Below are 20,291 nucleotides of genomic sequence, written 5' to 3'. Positions count from 1 at the left end.
GGACATGACGCAGACGACGACGGGAACGGGAACCCGAACCGGAACGGGAACGGGAACGGGAACGGTGGCGGCGGGCACGCCGCGCCGGGCCGCCGACGCGGTGCCGCCCGCGGTGAGCTTCCGGCACACCGCCAAGTCCTTCGGCCCCGTCCACGCCGTGGCCGGCCTCGACCTCGACATCCGGCGCGGTGAGACGGTCGCCCTGCTCGGCCGCAACGCCGCCGGAAAGTCCACCGCCATCAGCCTGTTGCTCGGGCTGGACGAACCCGACGCGGGCAGCGTGCGCCTCTTCGGCGGGAGCCCCGGGCGGGCGGTGCGCTCCGGCCGGGTCGGCGCGATGCTCCAGGAGGGGCGCGCCGTGCCCCGGCTCACCGTGCGCGAGCTCGTCACCTTCGTCGCCCGGACCTATCCGTCGCCGATGCCCGTCGCCGAGGCCCTGGCCCTGGCCGGGCTCACGGACCTGGCCGGCCGCCGCGCCGACCGGCTCTCCGGCGGCCAGGCCCAGCGCGTCCGCTTCGCCGTGGCCCTCGCCGGGAACCCGGAGCTGATCGTCCTCGACGAGCCGACCGCGGCTCTCGACGTGGAGGCCCGGCGCGCGTTCTGGGTGTCCATGCGGGCGTACGCCCGGCGCGGCAACACCGTCCTGTTCTCCACGCACTACCTGGAGGAGGCCGACGCCCACTCCGACCGCATCGTGGTCGTGGACCGGGGCCGCGTCGTCGCCGACGCCACCGGAGAGGGGCTCCGGCGCGCCGCCGGCGGCTCCCTGGTCGCCTTCGACCTGGCCGGGCTGCCGACCGAGGGCCTGGCCGGGTTGCCGGGGGTGGTCGCCGTGGAGGTACGCGGGGAGCGCGCGAGGCTGCGTACCAAGGACCCCGACGCCACGGTCGTGGCCCTCGCCGGCCGGGGAGCCGTGCGCGGCCTGGAGGTCACGGGGGCCTCCCTCGAAGACGCCTTCCTCGCCCTGACCGGATCCGCGGCCGCCGTGGAGAGTGCCCGATGATCATCACGGCGTACGTCCGGCTCGAAGTCCGCCGCGCCCTGCGCGACACCGGATTCGTCTTCTTCGGCATCGGCATGCCGGTGGTGATGTACCTGCTCTTCACCAACCTCGGCACCAACGCCCCCGAGTGGAAGACCGCCTCCATGGTCGCCATGGCCGCCTACGGGGCCCTGGGTTCCGCCCTCTCGACCGGTACCGGCATCGCGGAGGACAAGGGCGCCGGCTGGCTGCGCCAGCTGCGCGTCACCCCGATGACCGCGCGCCAGGTGGTGACCGGCCGGGCGCTGACCGGCTCGGTCATCGTGCTGCCCGCCATCGCCGCCGTCCTCACGGCGGGCGCGCTCGTCAACGGGGTCCGCCTCGGGGCCTGGCAGTGGGCGGCCGTCGCCCTCGCGCTCTGGCTCGGCGCCCTCCCCTTCACCCTGCTGGGCATGGGCAACGGCTACCGGCTCTCCGCCCAGACCACCGGCCTCGTCAACGTAGCCTGCAACCTGCTGTTCTCCGTCGTCGGCGGCCTGTGGTTCCCGGCCGAGCTGTTCCCGCACTGGCTGCGGTCCCTCTCCGCCCTCACCCCGACCCACCGCTTCGCGGAGATCGGGCAGTCCCTAGCGGCGGGCGCGGCCCCCGCCCTCGCGGCGGTGGCCGTGATCGGGGCATGGGCCCTGCTGTTCGGCGCGTACGCGGTCCTCTCGTACCGTCGGTCCGCGAGGACGGTGTAGACCATGGGTTCGGTACACGAGGCGGAACGGGGCACGGGCATGGACGTGGGTACGGGCGCGGGTACGGGCACGGGCACGGGCGTGTGCGAGGACCCGGCCCCGGGCGGCGGCTCCGGCGGCAGGTGGGGCAAGGGGGAGGGACGGGGGTCCGGCCCGCGCGGACTGAACGGCGGATTCACCCTGCTGCCCTGGCTCCTGATGGGCATGGGGGCCTTCTCCAACATCCTCCAGGGCCGGACCCCCAACCCGCTCGTCGGCGGCGCCGGTCTGCTGATCTTCAACTCCCTCTACATCAGCGTGGTGTTCCGCGCCTTCGACACGCGCAAGCGGGAGGCCGCGAGCACCCGCTGGAGCCTCGTCGTCATGGGCCTGGTCACCTGTGGGCTGGCCCTCGGTTACGGCGGCAGCTGGCTGACGTTCTTCCCGCTGCTGGGCCTCGCCACCGGGGCGGTGCTCCGGGGCCGCCCGCTGGGGGTGGCCGTGCTCGGCCTCAGCGCCGTGGGCGGCGCGATCGCCGTGTACCACGACGGGTGGGGGGCGGTCGGCATCGTCTACGGGACGTTCCTGTCCGGCATGGTCACCGCGGCCATCCTCGCCCTGTCGGAAACGGTGCGGGAGCTGCGCGAGACCCGGCAGGAGCTGGCCCGGGCGGCCGTGGAGCAGGAGCGGCTGCGCTTCTCGCGGGACCTGCACGATCTGCTCGGCCACACCCTGTCGGTGATCGTCGTGAAGTCGGAGGCGGCCCGCCGGCTCGCGCCCCGCGACCTGGACGCGGCGCTCGCGCAGGTGGCCGACATCGAGTCCGTCGGCCGCCAGGCCCTCGTCGAGATCCGGGAGGCCGTCACCGGGTACCGGGAGGCGAGCCTGGCGGGCGAACTCGACCGGGCCCGCGGCGTCCTGACCGCTGCCGGGATCGAGCCCGTCGTACGGCAGTCCGGGCCGCCGCTGCCACCGCGGACCGCGGCGCTGCTGGGCTGGGTGGTGCGCGAGTCCGTGACCAACGTGATCCGGCACAGCGGTGCGACGGGCTGCGAGATCGAGATCCGGGGCGCCGCCGGGCGGGTCCGCCTGATGATCACCGATGACGGGGGCGGCGGCGTAGGCTCTGACCCGCCGGGCGACAACCGGGCGGGCAGCGGTCCGACGGGCAGCAGTCCGACGGGCAGCGGTCTGACCGGGCTGACCGAGCGGCTCGCCGCGGCCGGCGGCACCCTCGTCAGCGGCCCGGCCCCGGGCCGCCGCGGTTTCCGCGTCACCGCCGAACTCCCGGTGGACGAGGACTTCGTACAGGGGGATTTCGTACAGGGGGACTTCGTGCACGGGGAAGGGGACGGCCGATGATCAGGCTCCTGCTGGCCGAGGACCAGGGCATGATGCGCGGGGCCCTGGCCCTGCTGCTCGGTCTGGAGGAGGACATCGAGGTCGTGGCGCAGGTCGGCGCCGGGGACGAGATCGTGCCCGCCGCCCTGGAGACCCGGCCCGACGTGGCCCTGCTCGACATCGAGCTCCCCGGCCGCAGCGGGCTCGACGCGGCGGCGGACCTGCGCAGGCAGTGCCCCGGCTGCCGGGTGCTGATCCTGACCACGTTCGGCCGGCCCGGCTACCTGCGGCGCGCGATGGACGCGGGCGCGGCCGGCTTCCTGGTGAAGGACGGGCCGGTCGAGGAACTGGCGGCGGCGGTACGGCGGGTGCTCGCGGGGGAGACCGTGATCGACCCCGCGCTCGCGGCCGCGGCCCTCAGCGCGGGCCCGAACCCGCTGACCCCGCGCGAGGTCGACGTGCTGAGCGCCTCGGTCGACGGCGCCACCGTCGCCGACATCGCGGCGAAGCTGCACCTGTCGGAGTCGACCGTACGGAACTACCTGTCCGCGGCGATCGGCAAGACCGGCACCCGCAACCGCATGGAAGCCGTCCGCGCGGCCCGCCGCCAGGGCTGGCTCTGAGGCCAGGGCCGGCTCTTAAAGCACGACGGGCTGGTGGATGAAGCCGGTCAGTGGTGCGAGGACCTTCCAGTCGAGCGCTTCGTAGAGCGCCCGGCCCTGGACGGTCGCGCCCAGGATCCCGGTCGCCGCGCCGCTCCCGATGGCCGCGTTCGTGAGCGTGCCCATCACGACCGTTCCGAGGCCGAGGCGCTGGTGGGCCGCCTCGGTGATGATCTGGTCGAAGACACAGGCTCCATTGGTCAGACCGAGCTGACCGCGCGCGGCGAGCTCCCCGTCGGCAGCCAGAACGCGCACGCTCACGACACCGTCGGCGGTCCCGGCGGTGGCCGTGTAACCGTCAGGCGTGTGCACGACGGACCGACGCAGGTCGACGGCCATCAGGAAGCCGGGATCGGTCGGCTCCCAGTCGGGCGAGAACCACGGCTCCATGACCTCCGGTTCCCGGAAGGCCTTGATCCAGGTGGCCGGTTCGGTGACCGCGCCGACGAGCTCGCGGGCGGTCTCGGCATCGGTGTCGAGGAGGACGTGACGGACCGCCTGGGTCGGCAGCCCGACCTCGATGCTCAGCCCCCACGGCTGGTCCACCGGCCTCGGCGCCCTCCGCGAGACGGTCCACCCATCGACCCACGCGCGCGCGAGCTCCCACATCCGGACACCCCTCCGAGTAATGACTGCAACCCGAAACGGGATATTACACAGTGAGGTCGTGGCCCTTGAGCCGCTCCAGGCGTCGCGGTCCCGGCAAGATCCGAAAGAGGCGGCCTAGGTGTGTTGTCCGGGGAGGTTGGTGACGCGGCTGGCGGGTGTTTGGCCTTGGATGCCGGTGTGGGGTCGGTGGTAGTTGTACCAGTCGATCCAGTCGGTGAACGCGGTCTGGCGTTCGGTGTCTGAGGTGTAGGGCTGCTGGTAGGCCCATTCCTCGAGCAGGGTGCGGTGGAAGCGTTCGACTTTGCCGTTGGTCTGCGGCCGCCAGGGCCTGGTCCAGCGGGGGCTGATGCCCAGATCGCGGCAGGTTTGGCGCCAGGTGTTCCTGCTGTAGGCCCAGGCGTTGTCGGTCAGGACCCGTTCGACGGTGATGCCTCGTTCCGCGAACCAGGCGGTCGCCCGTCGCAGGAAGGCGGCGCATGTGGGGGCCGTCTCGTCGGGGAGGTCTTCGGTGTAGGCGAGGCGGCTGTGGTCGTCGAGGGCGGTGTGGAGGTAGGCCCAGCCGGTGCCGGTCTTGTTGCGGCGGCCTTCGGCTCTGCCGAGGGTTCTGTGGCCGCCGCCGTCGGGGATCCGGCCGAGCTTCTTGACGTCGATGTGGATCAGCTCGCCGGGCCGGGCTCGTTCGTAGCGGCGGATGGGTTCGCCGGTGGCCCGGTCCAGAGCCGTGAGTGGTGGCAGGCCGTGGCGGGTGAGGATGCGGTGGGCGGTCGAGGGCGCGATCCCGCAGCGGGCGGCCAGCCGCAGGGGGCCGATCCGGTGTTCGCGCCGCAGTCGCAGGACCTGTTCCTCCACCTCGGCGGCGGTCCGGGCGGGCTGGTGGTGGGGCCGGCTGGAGCGGTCGCTCATTGCGGCGACGCCGAACTGCCGGTAGCGGGTGGCCCAGCGGGCCGCGGTGGTGTGGCTGACCTGGAAACGCTCCGCCGACCGCCGCACAGGCCAGCCGTCGTCCACGACACAGCGGGCCAGACGAAGTCGTCCGGTCTCGGTCAGCGGGGCATTACGGTGAACCACGAGGGCCTCCTCGGATCGGTGCAGATGTCGCAATCCACACCGAACCCGGAGGCCCTCACCCATTTCAAGAACCCAGCACGCGTGTCACCAACGTGTCGGGACAGCACACCTAGGTCGCCTTCCCGCCGGAGCGGTGCTTGAAGCGGTCGGAGGCGCGGCGGCCGCGGGCCTCGAGGGGGAGCGTTCCGGTGGCGGCGGCCAGTCCGTAGGGCGGCATGTCGGCGTAGATCGACTCGTACGAGCCCTCGGGGACCACGTACGACTCGTGCCACAGGCCCACGTGCTGGCGGAGCTTGCCCGCGCGCTCCTTGCGGTTGATGATCGCCCAGGCCCGGTGGTGGAACATGTCCGGGGCCTTGGCGTAGGCGTACAGCTTCTCCTTGGACTCCCAGTACTGGACCACGTAGTAGGTACGGGGCGAACCGGTGAGCAGGACGTGGCCGAGCAGCCCCCGGCCCTCGGTCCGGGTCAGTTCGCGGAGCATGCGGGGCATGGCCAGCAGGACCGGCAGCCAGTGGTGCACGGCCCAGAAGTGGTTGATGCGCATCCCGATCAGGAGGACGACGACATCGCCCTCCGCGGCTGCAGTGGTGTGGCCCGGTATCGGCTTCGCTGACACTCTGTCTCCGGATCGCCTGGTTGGATAGCGGCACTGTCCATCCCTACGGGGTTGGATAGTGGCACTCCCCAATGAAAGGTTCAAGAGATGCGGCTGGCGGAGTTGAGCGAACGCAGTGGCGTCTCGACGGCGACCATCAAGTACTACCTGCGTGAAGGGCTGTTGGCGCCGGGACGGCGGGTCAGTGCGACGACCGCCGAGTACGACGAGGGGCATCTGCGGCGGCTGCGGCTGGTCCGCGCGCTGATCCAGGTCGGCGGGATACCGGTGGCCAAGGCCCGGGAAGTGCTCGCGCACGTGGACGACGAGTCCCTGGGGCGCACGATGCGGATCGGCGCGGCGCTGTGGGCGCTGCCGCAGGTGCCCGAGCCGGACGAGGAGGACGCGGCGGTGATCGCCGCGCGGCACGAGGTGGACCGGCTGCTGGAGATGCTGGGCTGGTCGACGGCCCGGATGGTGGGCGCACTGTCCCCCATCCACCGCTCGCTCGTGGCGGCGGTGTCCGCGCTCATCCGGCTCGGCTATCCGTGGGACGCCCCGCTGATGGCTCCGTACGCCGAGCTGATGCACCAGGCGGCCGTGCGCGACCTGGACTTCATGGAGACGTACCCCTCCGAGGAGGAGAAGGTCGAAACGGCGGTGGCCGCGGTCATCCTCGTCCAGCCAGTGCTGAAGGCCCTGCACCGGCTGGCGCAGGAGGAGGAGTCGGCCCGGCGGTACGGGCTGGAGTGAGCGGGGCCGGGCTCGTGCGGGTCCGGGCTCGTGCGGGTCCGCGAGAATGCGGGGGAAAGGTACGGGCGCCGTACGGCGCGCCGGGCGTGGCGCGTGCCGTGACGTGCCACCGAGAACACCTGGAGAACCGATGCCGCAGATCACCGTCGACTATTCGGCGAACCTGACCGACACCTTCGACCGGCGTGGATTCGCCCTCGCCCTGCACGCGTTGACCGCCACGGTGGCGAATGCCACCGTCGAGAACTGCAAGACGCGCTTCCGGTGCCTCGAAGAGGTCTACGTGGCCGACGGTGCGCCCGGGAGCGCGCTCGTCCACGTACAGCTGGCCCTGCTGACGGGCCGGACCGAGGCGGTCAAGGCCGAGTTGAGCGAGGCCGTGCTCGAACTGCTGCGCACGTACACGGCCCGGGGGGCGGACGCGTCCGGCCCCGTCCCCGTTCCCGTCGTGCACGCCTCGGTGGACGTGAACGAGCTGGGGGCGGCGTACCGCAAGCACGTGGGGGCCTGAACTCCGGCCCCCTTGCCCAGGCTCCGGTCCGCTGCCGTCGTACGGGCTTTTCAGTAGGCGCCGTTGACGTTGTCGATCGAGCCGTAGCGGTCGGCCGCGTAATTGCAGGCGGCCACGATGTTGGCGACGGGATCGTAGGAGTTCTGCGCGGTGCCGGGTACGTGATAGGCGCGGAAGGTCGGGTCGATGACCTGGAGCAGGCCCTTGGAGGGGATGCCGGCCGCCGCGTTGGAGTCCCAGTTGTTGATGGCCAGCGGATTTCCCGAGGATTCACGTATGACGTTGCGGTGAATTCCGTCATAGCTGCCGGGGATTCCGTGCAGCGCCATGACGTCGAGGGACTCCCTGATCCAGCCGTCGAGGTTGTTCGGGTAGCTGGGGACGGCCTTGACGGCGGCGGCCTTGGCGGCGGTGGCCGGTGCGGCCGCGGGGGCGGCGGCGAGGTTCAGCTTCAGGCCGGGGCGGATGATCGCGGGGTTGGCGCCGACGATGCTCCGGTTGGCTTCGTAGAGCTGCTGCCAGCCGCCGCCTATGGAGTGCTCCGCCGCGATCTTGCTCAGGGTGTCACCGCTGACCACGGAATACGTCTTGGGAGCGGCGCTCACCTCGGCCGCCCCGGCCGTGGTCGTGCTGATCAGCGGGAGGGTCAGCGCCGCGCTGCCCGTGCCGGCGATGGCCAGCTTGCGGGTGAGTGCGTGGTGCTGCTTCGGCCGACGGTGCTTTCCCTTTGCGGACATGGCGGAATTCCTCACGTGGGGGGTACGGAAGGGCCCTGGCGGAGGCCGGATTCGGCAGTGGACCACCGGGAATGAGGTGACCGTAGGCGGTGTCGGCGGGCCGGAACAAGGCTTGAATTCCGCGGGCAGATCAACTTCCCGCAATCGGCCCGATGGATGACCTTGAAAGGGGATGCCAGAATTCCCGAATTTCCAACTGGGAAAAGGGATTCGCCCCCTGCGGGGAAATGATGTTGGCGCGGCCAGGGTGACTCACATCACGGGTGACGGGGCGGGGTTCAAAATCGGGCAAGTCGCCCGTCGCCGGGGCTGATTCGGGCGACCGGCCCGTTAGGTGCAAATCGCCCATCACGGGCCCAATCGACCATGTGCGGGACCCTGCCGGCGCCACCCCCGCCCGCGGGCCCCCGGCACCGGCCGCACACCGATCCGGAACGGCCCCGGCGGACGCGTGGGCGCCCTGCGCGGTGGCCGCGGCCGGGCTGGGCAGGGCAGGCCTGGGCACGGCTGGCCTGGGCAGGGACCGTGCCTGTGGCTGTGCCGGTCCCGTGCGCCGGGCCTGTCCGGCTGGTGTGTGGCGGTCCGGAACGGCCCCGGCGGGCGAGGGGTGCCCTGCGTCCTGGGCACGGCTGGCCTGGGCAGGGACCGGGCGGTCCCGTGCCGGACCGTCCGGCTGGCGTGTGGCGGTCCGGCGGACGCGGGGGAGCCCTGCGTGCTGATGGCGCGGTCGGGCTGGACATGGCCGGCTTGGGTAGGGGCCCGCACCTGCCGGTCCCGTGGCGGGCCTGTGCGGCTGGTGTGTGGCGGTCCGGAGCGGGCCGGGCGGACGCGCAGGCACCCTGCGTGCTGGACGTGGCGGTGCCCGGGCGTGCCCGTGCGCCTGGGCGGTGCCAGTGCCGGTGCCTCGGCAGGCGCCAGCCTGAGTCCGTGCCGGGCCTGCCCGTGCCCGACTTCGGCAGTGCCGGGCTTGCCCGTGTGGGCCCGAGTCCGTGCCGGGGCCCGGCCGTGCCGGGTGTGGGCCGGCGTCCGGAGGGTGGTCGGCGGTGGCACGCCCCGTCGGGCGTGCGTGCCGCCCGCCGGGGACGTGGGCGATCGCGGAGCCCGCGGGGGTTTCCGGGTCTCGGGTCTCGGGGTGGGGCAGGGCGAGATGGCCCAGCCCCGGCGGATGGGGCCGCGGGCCCGCACAGTGTCGGCCGGCAGGGGGAGCCGGGTTCGACTGCGGCCTCGGCTGGGGTGGGTGCCCGGGTCGGGGCGCGGGCTTGGGGCGGGGTGGCTGGGCTGGGGTGGGGTGGCTGGGTTGAGGTGGGGGCTCGGTTGGGGCGGGTGACTGGGTTGAGGTGGGGGCTCGGCCGGGGTCGGCGGGCGGGGCGGGGTGGGTGGCCGGGAGGGGGATTGGGTGAGAGGTGGCGGGTTGGGGGCGCGGGGTTAGAGGGGGGCCAGTTCCCGTTGGGCGGCGGCGATCGCTTCGGGGGTGGCCGGTAGCAGGGGGAGGCGTACGTCCGGTGTCGGGATGCGGCCCTGGGCGTACAACACGCCCTTGACGACCGTGGGGTTGGGCTCGCTGAAGACGGCGTGGGAGAGGCGGGCCAGGGCGGCGCCCAACACGCGCGCCCGGTCGGCGTCGCCCGCCCGCCAGGCCTCGGCGAGCTCGGCGAACCGGGCTGTCGCGAGGTGCGCCGAGGCGAGGATCCCGCCCGCCGCGCCGAGCGCGAGCAGGGGTGAGAGGAAGGCGTCATCGCCCGCCAGCACCGCGAAGTCCGCCGGCAGGTCACCGAGCAGCGCCACCGCGTCCTCATCGACCGAGCCGACCGCGTACTTGACCGCGGCCACCCCGGGCAGCGCCCCGATGGACCGCAGCGAGGCCGCGTCCAGCGGCTTCCCGGTCCGGTACGGGACGTGGTAGACGATCAGCGGTACGGGGCTCACCCGCGTCAGCCGCTCGAAGTGCGCGAGCACCCCGGCCGCCGAGGGGCGTACGAACGCGGGCACGGTCACCAGCGCCGCCCCCACCTCGGGCCACCGCTTCAGCCGGGTGAGCGAGTCCTCGGCGGCCCGGGTCCCGCTCGCCCCGGCGCCCACGGTCAGCGCCGCCCCCCGTTCCCGGCAGACCCGCGCGCAGACCTCGGTGACCAGGTCGCGCTCCGCCTCGTCGAGTCCGGCCGGCTCGCCGGTGGTGCCGAGCGCCACGATCCCGGAGGCGCCCGCGTCGAGCACCTCGTGGGCGAGGGCCTCCAGGGCCTCGGCGGCCACCTCCCCGGCCGCGGAGAAGGGGGTGATCAGCGGTACGTGGATCCCCTGCGGGACCGAAGGGGTTGGGGCCTGTGCCGTGAGGGTCTGTGTCGTGGAGGTCTGTGTCGTGGAGGCCTGGGGCGTGGAGGCCTGGGTCATGGAGGTTTGGGTCATGCGTCGAGCCTCGCGCGCTCCGAGCATCGAATCCAGTTCGCTTTTCTTACCCGACCCGTAAGCTGATCCGATGCTCGATGTACGACGCCTGCGCCTCCTGCGCGAACTCGCCCGCCGGGGGACCATCGCCGCAGTGGCCGAGGCGCTCTCGTTCAGCCCTTCGGCGGTGTCCCAGCAGCTCGGCGTCCTCGAACGCGAGGCCGGTCTGGCGCTGCTGGAGCGCACGGGACGCGGGGTCAGGCTCACTCCCGCCGGGCAGAACCTGGTCCGGCACGCCGACGCGGTCCTGGAACTGCTGGAACGCGCCGACGCCGATCTCGCCGAGGCGCGCGGCGGCCTGGCCGGCGCGCTGCGGATCGGGTCCTTCCCCACCGCGACCCGGGCCATCGTCCCGGCGGCCCTGGTCGCGCTGGGCCGCCGCCACCCGGGACTGGAGCCCATGGTGTCCGAGACCGACCCGGCGGCGGTCGCGCACGCGCTGCGAGCCGGTGACCTGGACGTGGCGCTGATCCACGAGTACGACTTCGTCCCCGCGCCGGAGGAACCGGGGCTCGCCGCCGAGCCGCTGTACCGCGAAGCGATGTACCTCGCGTCCCCGGCGCCCCCCGTCTCCCCGGCGCCCCCCGTCTCCCCGGCACTCCCCGCGCCCCCCGTCTCCCCGGTGCCCCCGGCGCCCCCCGTCTCCGCAGCGATCCCAGCGACCCCGCCCGCCACCGACCAGCGCGCGATGCTCCGTACCCATGCCGATGCGCCCTGGATCACCGCCACACCGGGCACGCTCTGCCACGCCATGACGCTGCGGGCCTGCCAGGCCGCCGGGTTCACGCCGCGGATCCGCCACCAAGTGGACGAGTTCGCCACCGTGCTCGCCCTGGTCGCGGCCGGTCAGGGCGTGGCCGTGGTGCCGCAGCTCGGGATCACCGGGCGCGCGGATCCGGCCGTGGTCCTCACCCGCCTCCTCATGGAGCGCCGGACCAACCTGGCCTTCCGCAGCGGGGCCGCCGCCCACCCCGCCGTGGCCGCCTTCGGCGCGGCCCTGCGGGAGGCGGTACCGCCGGAACTGGCCACGTAGGCACGGCTGCCGCGCGCCGCGGCGCGGGGCAATTCCCGTACGCGGGAACGCGCGTGTACGTTGGCCGGACCGGCGGATCCCTCGCGGGACCCCCGGTGCAGTCGACGGAAACCGTGAAGAAGATCGGGGTAGCACGTGACGCATCGCGTACGAGGGGTCATCGCCCGGAGCAAGGGCGCACCGGTGGAGACCACGACGATCCTCGTGCCCGATCCGGGCCCCGGCGAGGCGCTCGTACGGGTCCAGGCCTGCGGGGTCTGCCACACCGACCTGCACTACCGGGAGGGCGGCATCAACGACGAGTACCCCTTCCTGCTCGGCCACGAGGCAGCCGGGATCGTCGAATCGGTCGGCCCGGACGTCACCTCCGTGGCCCCCGGCGACTTCGTCGTCCTCAACTGGCGCGCGGTGTGCGGAAACTGTCGGGCCTGCAAGCGCGGCCGCCCGTGGTACTGCTTCGACACGCACAACGCCACCCAGCCCATGACCCTGGAGGACGGCACCCCGCTCTCCCCGGCCCTGGGCATCGGCGCCTTCGCCGAGAAGACCCTGGTCGCCGCCGGCCAGTGCACCAAGGTGGACCCGGCCGCCTCGCCGGCCGCCGCCGGACTGCTCGGCTGCGGGGTGATGGCCGGCCTCGGCGCCGCCCTGAACACCGGCAACGTCGGGCGCGGCGACTCCGTCGCCGTCATCGGCTGCGGGGGAGTGGGCAACGCCGCCGTCGCCGGCGCCCGGCTGGCCGGAGCCTCGCGGATCATCGCGGTTGACCTGGACGACCGGAAGCTGGAGTGGGCGCGGGGCCTCGGCGCCACGCACACCGTCAACGGTGGCACCGAGGACGTGGTCAAGGCCATCCAGGAACTCACCGGAGGCAACGGCGCCGACGTGGTCATCGAGGCCGTCGGCCGCCCCGAGACGTACCGGCAGGCGTTCTACGCGCGCGACCTGGCCGGCACGGTGGTCCTGGTCGGCGTCCCGACGCCGGAGATGCGGCTCGAACTCCCGCTGCTGGACGTCTTCGGGCGCGGTGGCGCCCTGAAGTCCTCCTGGTACGGGGACTGCCTGCCCGAGCGGGACTTCCCGCTGCTCATCGACCTCTACCTGCAGGGGCGCCTCGACCTGGACGCGTTCGTCTCCGAGCGGATCGCCCTGGACGGCGTCGAAGCGGCCTTCGAGCGCATGGAGCGCGGCGAGGTGCTCCGCTCGGTGGTCGAGTTCTGACCGGGATGTGACGGGGCCGGCCGGGATGTGACGGGGCCGGCCGGGATGTGACGGGGCCGGCCGGGGCCGCGACGCCGGCCGGACCGAGCCGCGACGCCGGCCGACCGGAATGTGACGCGGGCCGACCGGCCCGTGACGCCGGCTGGACCGGCCCGTGACCCGGTCCGCTCGGGGCCCGCGCGGCCGCCCCGCGGGCCCGCCCCCTCCCGGGGGCCTCGCGTAAACTCGGCCCGGCCCGTCGCCCCGGGCCGCCACCACCCACCGGCCCCGGGACGGCTGACGCGCACACACCCACCGTGTCGACCCCCAGGGACCCTCGTGACCCCCGTGCCCACCGTGACCTCCGCCGCCGGCAGCTACCGCCAGCCCGGCGTCGTACTCACCGACCACCACTTCAGCGTGCCGCTCGACCACGCCCGCCCCGATGGCGAGCGGATCGACCTGTACGCACGGGAACTGGTCGCCACCGGGAAGGACCCCGCGTCCCTGCCCTGGCTGCTCTACCTGGAGGGCGGACCCGGCTTCGGTGCCCGCCGGTTCATCGGCCGGCAGGCCTGGCTGGAGCGGGCCCTGTCCGAGTACCGGGTGCTGCTCCTCGACCAGCGCGGCACCGGCCGCTCCTCCCCGGTCAACCGGCAGACCCTGCCGCTGCGCGGCGGCCCCGCGCGGCAGGCCGAGTACCTCACCCACTTCCGCGCCGACTCCATCGTGCGCGACGCCGAGACCATCCGTCCCCTCCTCACCGGGGGCGCTCCCTGGACGGTCCTCGGCCAGAGCTTCGGCGGCTTCTGCGTCACCCACTACCTCGGCGCCGCCCCCGAGGGACTGACCGCGGCCCTCATCACCGGCGGGCTGCCCTCCCTCGACGCGAGCGCGGCCGAGGTGTACGAAGCCGCGTACCCCCGCATGGAGCGCAAGAACCGGGCGCACTACGCCCGCTACCCCATGGACGTGGAACGGGCCCGCCGCATCGCCGCCCACCTCGCCGAGCACCCGGCCGAGCTCCCCGGCGGATACCGGCTGACGGTCGAAGCCTTCCAGTCCCTGGGCCTCATGCTCGGCGTCTCGGACGGCAGCCACCAGCTGCACTACCTGCTGGAGGGCGCCTTCGTCCCCACCGGGGCCGGGCCCGCCCTGTCCGACGCCTTCCTGGAGGCGGTCCACGCCCAGCTCTCCTTCGCCGGACACCCGCTCTATGCCCTGATGCACGAGGCGATCTACGTCCAGGACCCGGGCGCCCCCATCGGCTGGGCCGCCGAACGGGTCCGCGCGGACCACCCGCGCTTCGACGCCGCGAGGACCCTCGCGGGCGAGGAGCCGCTGTACTTCACCGGTGAGACCATCCACCCCTGGCACTTCACCGGCGACCCGGCGCTCGCCCCGCTGCGCGAGACCGCCGAACTGCTGGTGGCCCGCACCGGCTGGACGCCCTTGTACGACCGGGCGCGGCTCGCCGCCAACAAGGTGCCGGTGGCCGCCGCCGTCTACCACGACGACATGTACGTCGACACCGGGCACTCCCTGGCCACGGCCCGCGCCGTCCGGGGGCTGAAGACCTGGGTGACGGACGAGTTCGAACACGACGGCGTCCGCGCGGGCGGCCCGCGCGTCCTGGACCGGCTGCTGGCCCTCGTACGGGACGAGGCCTGATCCCCGGGGGAGTTACGGGACCGGTATGCCCGTGCGGAGGAAGAACAGACCGGTGAGGTGCCCCTCCTCGTTGAAGGTGACGCGGAACTCTCCGGGCTCCTTCGCCATGTGCAGCGGCACGTTGACCACGGTTCCCTGGACGGACGCGACCTGCTGGGGCTCCCCGTGTGATCGGTAGGCCCCGAACTCCTCCTGGTACTCCTTCCAGGACCGCGCGAGGAGCTCCGCGGGCGCCGGGTGGCGCAGCGTCTCGTCGAACCGGCCCGAGACGGCGGTGAAGTCACCCCGCACCACTTCGTCGAGCACGTCGAGAGCGAGCTGCTTGTCATCGGCCGGGGCCGGGACCGCCATCGCGGCCGGGGCCATGACCGCCGCGGGGCCGCGCACCTGCGCGGGGCCCGCGGGGGAACCGTTCGTCAGGAGGACGGCACCGGAAACGAGCACGGCCGCGGGCACGATCCGAACGAACCGCCGCCGTCGCTTCCCGTTCCCGCCGCGCGTCGTGTGTCTGCCGGACTGCAGGGCCATGGTCTTCCCCTTCTCCCCTTCTCCCCTTCTCCCGTTCGAGAGGCTGGGGTGGGGGTGGGGGTGGGGGCTGGGAGGTCGGGAGGTCGGGAGGTCGGGAGGTCGGGAGGTCGGGAGGTCGGGAGGTCGGGAGGGTTTGCCTTGGGTCTCCCGATTCACCTGGAACGCCACCCTTCATGCTAGGGCGCCCGGATGGGGGTCGCACGTCGGCTGCGGCAGGTGCCCGAGGTCCTCAGCCGCCGGTACGGACGGTTCCACGAAGGCCCGGGTCAGGTGGGCGGTGGCCAGCAGGGCGCCCCGGCGCACCGCGAGGGCCAGGGCCTCCTCGCGGGAGGCCCGGGCGGCGGCCCGGTCGCGTTCGTGGGAGTACGGGATCGCCGGATCGGCCAGCTGCACCGCGTGGACCAGGACGTCACCGGTGACCAGGACGTCCCGGTCCCCGCAACCCGGGCCGCCCGCGCCCTCCACCAGGACCGACTGGTGGCCCGGGGTGTGCCCGGGCGTCGGCAGCAGGGTGAGCCCGGGGGCCAGCCGGTGCACCCCGGTCACCTCCTGGAGCTGGCCGGAGGCCCGCAGCGGGGCCACCGTCCAGTCCCACACCGGGTCCGCCCGGTCCAGGGCCGCAACCTCCGCACCCTGTACGAGGTACCGCGCGGCCGGGAAGAACGGCCGGCCCGCCGCGTCGAGCGTCCAGCCGGTGTGGTCCTCGTGCAGGTGGGTCAGGACCACCGCCTCCACGTCGGCCGGGGCGATCCCGGCCTCCGCGAGCGCGGCGGGCAACCGGCCCGGGACCGGGGCCCAGCCGGCCGCGGGCCCCTGCGCCGGGCCGACCCCCGCGTCGATCAGCACCCAGCGGCCGCCCGGCCGGGACACGGCGAAGCACCGGAAGTCCAGCCGCCAGGAGCCGTCCGGCCCGGCCGCGCCCGGGTCCACGCGGGCGGCCCGGACCCAGGCGGCGGCGCCCGCCCCGGGGAACGCCGTGGCCGCGGGCTCGAAGAACGACCCGGTGGCGTCGAGCAGGGCCACCACGAGCCCGTGTCCGTCCATTCGCCTATTGTGCGATGCATGAGCGAACGACTGGACGGGCCCGCGCCCTTGGAACCGATGCCCACCGACTGGCAGCGTGCCCTGGCGGTCGTGGCGCACCCCGATGACCTGGAGTACGGCTGCGCGGCGGCCATCGCGGACTGGACGGACGGCGGCCGCGAGGTCGTCTACCTGCTCGCCACGCGCGGCGAGGCGGGCATCGACACCATCGACCCGGCCGAATGCGCCCCGCTGCGCGAGGCGGAGCAGCGCGCGAGCGCGGCCGTCGTCGGGGTGTCAGCGGTGGAGTTCCTCGACCACCGCGACGGCGTCGTCGAGTACGGCCTCGGCCTGCGCCGGGACATCGCGGCCGCCATCCGCCGCCACCGCCCCGAGCTGGTCGTCACCATGAACCACCGCGACACGTGGGGCGGCGCCGGGGGCGGCGGATACTGGAACACCCCCGACCACAAGGCGGTCGGCCGGGCCGTCCTGGACGCGGCGGGCGACGCGGGCAACCGGTGGATCTTCCCCGAACTCATCGCGGAACAGGGGCTGGAGCCGTGGAACGGGGTGCGCTGGGTCGCGGTGTCCGGCACCACGACGCCCACGCACGCGGCCGACGCCGGTCCCGGCCTGGAGCGTTCGGTGAGATCGCTGATGGAACACAAGGCGTACATCGCGGCCCTGACGGACGAGGACCCCGAGACGTACGTACGCACCTTCCTGACGGGCAACGCCCAGCAGGCGGCGGCCCGGTTCGGCGGCCGCCCGGCGGTGCCCTTCGAGGTCTTCCCGCGTTGAGCGGTGCGCCCTAAGGTGTCGCCGTGATCGACACCATCAGCACGGAGATCGCGGAGGGCGAGGAACGGATCCGTCTGGAGGTCGCGGACGGGATCGCGGAACTCACCCTCTGCCGGCCGGAGAAGCTCAACGGCTGGAGCTGGGAGTCCACGCGCCAGCTGGGACTGCTGGCGGACCGGATCCGCTTCGACCCGGCGGTACGGGTGGTCCTGCTGCGGGCCGAGGGCCGGGCGTTCTGCGCGGGCATCGACGTGACGGCCCCGGGCGGGGCGATCACGGGCGGCTCGGCGGCCGAGCGCAACCGCAACTACTACGAGGGCATCCGCTGGGTCCACGAACGCTTCGCGGTGCTGGCCCGGCTGCCGCAGCCGGTCGTGGCGGCCGTGCAGGGCTACTGCCTGGGCTTCGGCTTCGAGCTGGCCCTGCTGGCCGACATCCGGGTGGCGGCGGACGACGCCGTCTTCGCCCTGCCCGAGGCGCAGTTGGGCGTGGCGGTGGATGCGGGCGGCGATCTGCGCATCGCCCGGGAGGCGGGGGCCGGCTGGGCCAAGTTCCTCGCCCTGACCGGCCGTCGCATCGACGCGCGGACGGCCGAGCGGCTGAACCTGGTCCAGCAGGTCGTCCCGCCACAGGAGTTGGAGCCGACCGCACGCGCGCTCGCGGCGGAGATCGCGGCCAACGCCCCCCTGGCGGTCCAGGGCATCAAGCGCGCGATCGACTCCTACGCCGATGCCGCCCTGCCCGCGGCCCTGGACCGCGTCGCGATGACGGCGGCCCTGACCCTGACCTCCGAGGACTCCCGGGAGGGCTACACCGCCAAGGCGGCCCGCCGGCCCCCGCACTTCACCGGGGGCTAGGCCGTCGGACCTCCGGCGGGTCCGGTCACTCCTCCAGGCGAAGCAGGGCCAGGGCCCTGGCGCAGACCTCGGGCAGGCGGTCGTGGCCGCCCTCGGCGGCCCAGTGTTCGAGGGCCACGGTGACCGCGTCGATGAGGACGGCCGCCAGCAGGCGGGTTTCCAGGGCGGCCGCCGGGCGCCCCGTGCGCCGCGCGAGCACCGGCACCAGGCGGTCCTGCATCGCCCGGGCGGCCGCGAGCCAGCGCAGCCGGATCTCCGGGACCCGGCTCATCACCTGGATCAGGCGCACCGTCTGGCCCGGTTCCTCGTAGCGCGCACCCGCCGTCGCGATGGTGAAGGCGGCCTGGACCGCCTCGGTGAGCGGCTCCGCGGCGGGCCGCAGCGCGAGCTCCTCGACCAGCGTGGCCACCCCGGCGGTCAGGACCGGGGTCAGCGCGTCCTCCTTGGTCGGGCAGTACCGGTAGAAGGTGCGCAGTGAGATCCCGGCCGCCCGCGCGATGTCGTCGACCGTCGTGGCCTCGTACCCCCGCTCCGAGAACAGCGCGGCCGCGGCCTCCGCGATCTCGTACCACGTGGCCTCCCTGCGCCGCTGCGTCAACGACGGGCGGCCCGTACTCGCCGTGCTCACCGCAACACCTCCTGGGATGGGTGGGGCCAATGTGCCACACCTGTCACGGGGTGAACGGACCCCGGCCCAACTGATCGCGCACCGGGACCACTTCGGGGTTGACGAGGGAGCGGCGCTGCCAGTTCGCGCCGTCCACCACCAGGGTGTGCCCGGTGATGAAGCGGGCGTACGGCGAGGCCAGGAAGGTGGCGGCCCAGCCCAGTTCGCGCGGGGCGCCGACCCGCAGGGCGGGCTGTCTGGCGTCCTTGCCGTCCGGGGCGGCCCGGTCCAGGCCGCCGCGGATGTCCTCGGTCATGTCCGCGTGCGGGACCAGTCCGGGGACCAGCCCGTTGATCTGGATGCCGTAGGGGCCCCACTCGACGGCGAGCGTCTCCACGAGGTTCTTCACCCCGGCCTTGGCGGCGGCGCTGTGGGCGTAGCCGGGCCCGCCCGTCCAGGCGTACGAGGCGCCGATGTTCACGATGGACCCTGCGCTGCCCGCGGCGAGGTGGCGGCGGCCGAACTCGCGGGTCACGAACCAGGTGCCGGTCAGGGTGATGTCGACCACCGCCCGCCAGGCGTTGGGGGACAGGTCCTCCGCGGGACAGGGGAAGTTGGCGGCCGCGTTGTTGACCAGCACGTCCGGTACCCGGCCGAAGGCCGCCCCGGCCGCGTCGAAGACCTCGGCGACCCGCTCGGGGTCCCGGATGTCGCAGACGGCGGCCGTCACCCGGCCCGCGCCGGGTACGGCCGTCAGTTCCTCCTGAGCCGCTTTGAGCTGCTCGATCCGGCGCCCGGCGATCACCAGGTCCGCGCCGAGCCGTGCGAACTCGGTGGCGATGGCTTTGCCCAGACCGGTCCCGCCGCCCGTCACGAGCACCACCTGAGCGGTGAACGTGCCGGGCGGCAGGGCGGCGGAGCCGAGTGGCGGCGGCGCGGGCAGACCGCGCATGGGGTTCTCCATGCGGCCATCGATAGCGTGCGGACGCTCAGATCGCCATGGCCGGGACGCCGCCCGCCGCCGGCTACTTCTTCGGCAGGTACGCCTGCTTGCTCGCGCAGGTCCAGATCACCGGCCGGAGCCTGCCCTTCGCGTTCACGGCCGAGCCGCCGACGCGGTCGCGGTCGGAGACCGCTTCCGCCGTGCTGGCGCCGTTCGGCGAGAGCCGGGGCAGGGCGAGCACCGGACCGGAGCCGGGCCACAGCTGTGCCTGGTCGGGCAGGGTCTGCGATTCCGGGTGGAACTTGGCGGTGCCCACGCTCACGTTGGTCGTCCGGCTGATCGCCTCGAAAGTGCCGTACGGGTGGGTGTTCAGCACGCCGGGGGAGGAGGCGGGGCCGGTGTACGGCGGGGTCCAGACGAACGGCCTGTACTGGTGCGCGGGGCCGAGCCAGTCGTAGCCGGTGACCCGGCCGCTGTCGTCCATGTCCTGCACGTAGCTGTCCTGGCCGCTGGGGGCCAGGGCCCGGGCGGGCGAACCGTCCGCGGGCCACACCAGCGGGTAGTTCCCCAACTTGTGCTCGCCCGTCTCGGGCACCTCGTAGTCCTGCTCCGCCAGCCCCAGGATGTCGCCCGCGGTGTTGATGGCCGTGATCATCTTGATCCGGGTCCCGGGACCGCTGTCCGCGGGCAGCCGGAGCTCCCGCACCTTCTGGCCGTCCTTCCAGACGGTGGCGACCCCCTGCACGGTGAGGGAGGTGACGTATCCGGCGTCGTTGACGTCGGCCTCGATGTCCGGCCAGCCGGTCCCCGGCAGCGGGGTGGGCGCCGCGTTCCCGGCCCGGTAGGTGAACAGGTAGCCGTTCTCGCCGTTCACCCGGCCCACCATCAGCCCGCCGCTGTTGACGGCGATCACCTCGCCGGTCAGGGTCGCGTCGTGCAGCGGGACCCGGTGGAGCGTGGTGCCGGTCCAGTACACCGGCTTGCCGCCGGAGACGCCGACGGCGAGGTTGCCCGTGCCGAGGTCCAGGACGCCCTGGGTCGGCATCGTGTCCGGCACGTAGGTGTCGGGCGCCAGGTGCCCCAACACCTGTATCTTCGGCGTGCACTTCGCCTCGGCGGCCACGGCCGGGCCGGCCGCGGTGACCAGACCCGCAAGGACGATGACGGCTCCGGCCGCGGGCATGCTTCTTCTCATGTGCTTGT

At 73.7% G+C, this 20,291-nt stretch carries 21 protein-coding genes; 11 read left to right on the top strand and 10 right to left on the bottom strand.

Annotated elements, in window-relative coordinates; all coding sequences use genetic code 11:
- The first annotated feature begins 4 nt into the window (after positions 1–4).
- The 4 genes from OG904_RS00675 to OG904_RS00660 are packed head-to-tail and all read left to right on the top strand — an operon-like array spanning position 5 to position 3,665.
- Complete coding sequence (locus OG904_RS00675) at positions 5–1,003, top strand: ABC transporter ATP-binding protein (RefSeq protein WP_405486219.1); 999 nt, start codon at positions 5–7, stop codon at positions 1,001–1,003.
- Between the two features lie 2 nt (positions 1,004–1,005).
- Complete coding sequence (locus tag OG904_RS00670; protein ID WP_405497676.1) at positions 1,006–1,722, top strand: ABC transporter permease; 717 nt, start codon at positions 1,006–1,008, stop codon at positions 1,720–1,722.
- 3 nt (positions 1,723–1,725) lie between these two features.
- The gene (locus OG904_RS00665; protein WP_405486217.1) at positions 1,726–3,063 is read left to right on the top strand and encodes a sensor histidine kinase; all 1,338 of its coding nucleotides are present in this window, start codon (positions 1,726–1,728) and stop codon (positions 3,061–3,063) included.
- Positions 3,060–3,665, top strand: a complete 606-nt coding sequence (locus tag OG904_RS00660; protein WP_405486215.1) for a response regulator — start codon at positions 3,060–3,062, stop codon at positions 3,663–3,665. The genes OG904_RS00665 and OG904_RS00660 overlap by 4 nt, the downstream gene beginning before the upstream one ends.
- 15 nt (positions 3,666–3,680) lie before the next feature.
- On the opposite strand, the gene OG904_RS00655 is transcribed toward OG904_RS00660, so the two are convergent.
- From OG904_RS00655 to OG904_RS00645, 3 genes are all read right to left on the bottom strand, one after another.
- Positions 3,681–4,250, bottom strand: coding sequence for a GNAT family N-acetyltransferase (locus tag OG904_RS00655; RefSeq protein ID WP_405486213.1), 570 nt, complete (start codon positions 4,248–4,250; stop codon positions 3,681–3,683).
- Between the two features lie 177 nt (positions 4,251–4,427).
- On the bottom strand, positions 4,428–5,381 hold the full coding sequence (locus OG904_RS00650; RefSeq protein WP_405486211.1) for an IS481 family transposase: 954 nt from the start codon (positions 5,379–5,381) through the stop codon (positions 4,428–4,430).
- Between the two features lie 109 nt (positions 5,382–5,490).
- Positions 5,491–6,000 (bottom strand): DUF4188 domain-containing protein, encoded by a 510-nt coding sequence (locus OG904_RS00645; protein WP_405486209.1) that lies wholly within the window; start codon positions 5,998–6,000, stop codon positions 5,491–5,493.
- A gap of 87 nt (positions 6,001–6,087) precedes the next feature.
- Here OG904_RS00645 and OG904_RS00640 point away from each other — a divergent pair, with 87 nt between their 5' ends.
- Complete coding sequence (locus tag OG904_RS00640) at positions 6,088–6,732, top strand: MerR family transcriptional regulator (RefSeq protein WP_405486207.1); 645 nt, start codon at positions 6,088–6,090, stop codon at positions 6,730–6,732.
- A 130-nt stretch (positions 6,733–6,862) separates the two neighbouring features.
- A complete protein-coding gene (locus OG904_RS00635; protein ID WP_405486205.1) occupies positions 6,863–7,243 on the top strand; it encodes a 5-carboxymethyl-2-hydroxymuconate Delta-isomerase in 381 nt (126 codons plus the stop codon).
- 50 nt (positions 7,244–7,293) lie between these two features.
- Here OG904_RS00635 and OG904_RS00630 read toward each other — a convergent pair whose 3' ends face one another.
- Together OG904_RS00630 and OG904_RS00625 are read right to left on the bottom strand one after the other, a co-directional pair.
- A complete protein-coding gene (locus tag OG904_RS00630; protein WP_405486203.1) occupies positions 7,294–7,980 on the bottom strand; it encodes a LysM peptidoglycan-binding domain-containing protein in 687 nt (228 codons plus the stop codon).
- Positions 7,981–9,405: 1,425 nt separating this feature from the next.
- The gene (locus OG904_RS00625) at positions 9,406–10,383 is read right to left on the bottom strand and encodes a dihydrodipicolinate synthase family protein (RefSeq protein WP_405486201.1); all 978 of its coding nucleotides are present in this window, start codon (positions 10,381–10,383) and stop codon (positions 9,406–9,408) included.
- Between the two features lie 70 nt (positions 10,384–10,453).
- On the opposite strand from OG904_RS00625, the gene OG904_RS00620 reads away from it, so the two are divergent.
- From OG904_RS00620 to OG904_RS00610, 3 genes are all read left to right on the top strand, one after another.
- Positions 10,454–11,455, top strand: a complete 1,002-nt coding sequence (locus OG904_RS00620; RefSeq protein WP_405486199.1) for a LysR substrate-binding domain-containing protein — start codon at positions 10,454–10,456, stop codon at positions 11,453–11,455.
- Between the two features lie 135 nt (positions 11,456–11,590).
- Positions 11,591–12,676, top strand: a complete 1,086-nt coding sequence (locus OG904_RS00615; RefSeq protein WP_405486197.1) for an S-(hydroxymethyl)mycothiol dehydrogenase — start codon at positions 11,591–11,593, stop codon at positions 12,674–12,676.
- Between the two features lie 336 nt (positions 12,677–13,012).
- Complete coding sequence (locus OG904_RS00610; protein WP_405497674.1) at positions 13,013–14,326, top strand: alpha/beta fold hydrolase; 1,314 nt, start codon at positions 13,013–13,015, stop codon at positions 14,324–14,326.
- Positions 14,327–14,338: 12 nt separating this feature from the next.
- On the opposite strand, the gene OG904_RS00605 is transcribed toward OG904_RS00610, so the two are convergent.
- Both OG904_RS00605 and OG904_RS00600 read right to left on the bottom strand, forming a co-directional pair.
- Positions 14,339–14,770 carry a DUF3887 domain-containing protein gene (locus OG904_RS00605; RefSeq protein ID WP_405486195.1) on the bottom strand — a complete coding sequence of 144 codons (432 nt, stop codon included), beginning with the start codon at positions 14,768–14,770 and terminating at the stop codon, positions 14,339–14,341.
- A 255-nt stretch (positions 14,771–15,025) separates the two neighbouring features.
- The gene (locus OG904_RS00600; RefSeq protein WP_405486193.1) at positions 15,026–15,898 is read right to left on the bottom strand and encodes an MBL fold metallo-hydrolase; all 873 of its coding nucleotides are present in this window, start codon (positions 15,896–15,898) and stop codon (positions 15,026–15,028) included.
- A gap of 18 nt (positions 15,899–15,916) precedes the next feature.
- Here OG904_RS00600 and OG904_RS00595 point away from each other — a divergent pair, with 18 nt between their 5' ends.
- Complete coding sequence (locus tag OG904_RS00595) at positions 15,917–16,681, top strand: PIG-L deacetylase family protein (protein ID WP_405486191.1); 765 nt, start codon at positions 15,917–15,919, stop codon at positions 16,679–16,681.
- A 23-nt stretch (positions 16,682–16,704) separates the two neighbouring features.
- Complete coding sequence (locus tag OG904_RS00590) at positions 16,705–17,538, top strand: enoyl-CoA hydratase/isomerase family protein (protein WP_405486189.1); 834 nt, start codon at positions 16,705–16,707, stop codon at positions 17,536–17,538.
- A gap of 25 nt (positions 17,539–17,563) precedes the next feature.
- On the opposite strand, the gene OG904_RS00585 is transcribed toward OG904_RS00590, so the two are convergent.
- From OG904_RS00585 to OG904_RS00575, 3 genes are all read right to left on the bottom strand, one after another.
- Positions 17,564–18,166, bottom strand: coding sequence for a TetR/AcrR family transcriptional regulator (locus tag OG904_RS00585; protein ID WP_405486187.1), 603 nt, complete (start codon positions 18,164–18,166; stop codon positions 17,564–17,566).
- A gap of 43 nt (positions 18,167–18,209) precedes the next feature.
- The gene (locus tag OG904_RS00580) at positions 18,210–19,109 is read right to left on the bottom strand and encodes an SDR family oxidoreductase (protein ID WP_405486185.1); all 900 of its coding nucleotides are present in this window, start codon (positions 19,107–19,109) and stop codon (positions 18,210–18,212) included.
- Between the two features lie 61 nt (positions 19,110–19,170).
- Positions 19,171–20,283 (bottom strand): hypothetical protein, encoded by a 1,113-nt coding sequence (locus OG904_RS00575; protein WP_405486183.1) that lies wholly within the window; start codon positions 20,281–20,283, stop codon positions 19,171–19,173.
- Positions 20,284–20,291: the final 8 nt, after the last annotated feature.

Origin of the sequence: Streptomyces sp. NBC_00096 (assembly GCF_045041305.1) — a bacterium.
Lineage (GTDB): Bacteria > Actinomycetota > Actinomycetes > Streptomycetales > Streptomycetaceae > Streptomyces.
The sequence above is the reverse complement of the archived record's forward strand: the minus strand, read 5'-3'. Positions and strand labels throughout refer to the sequence as shown.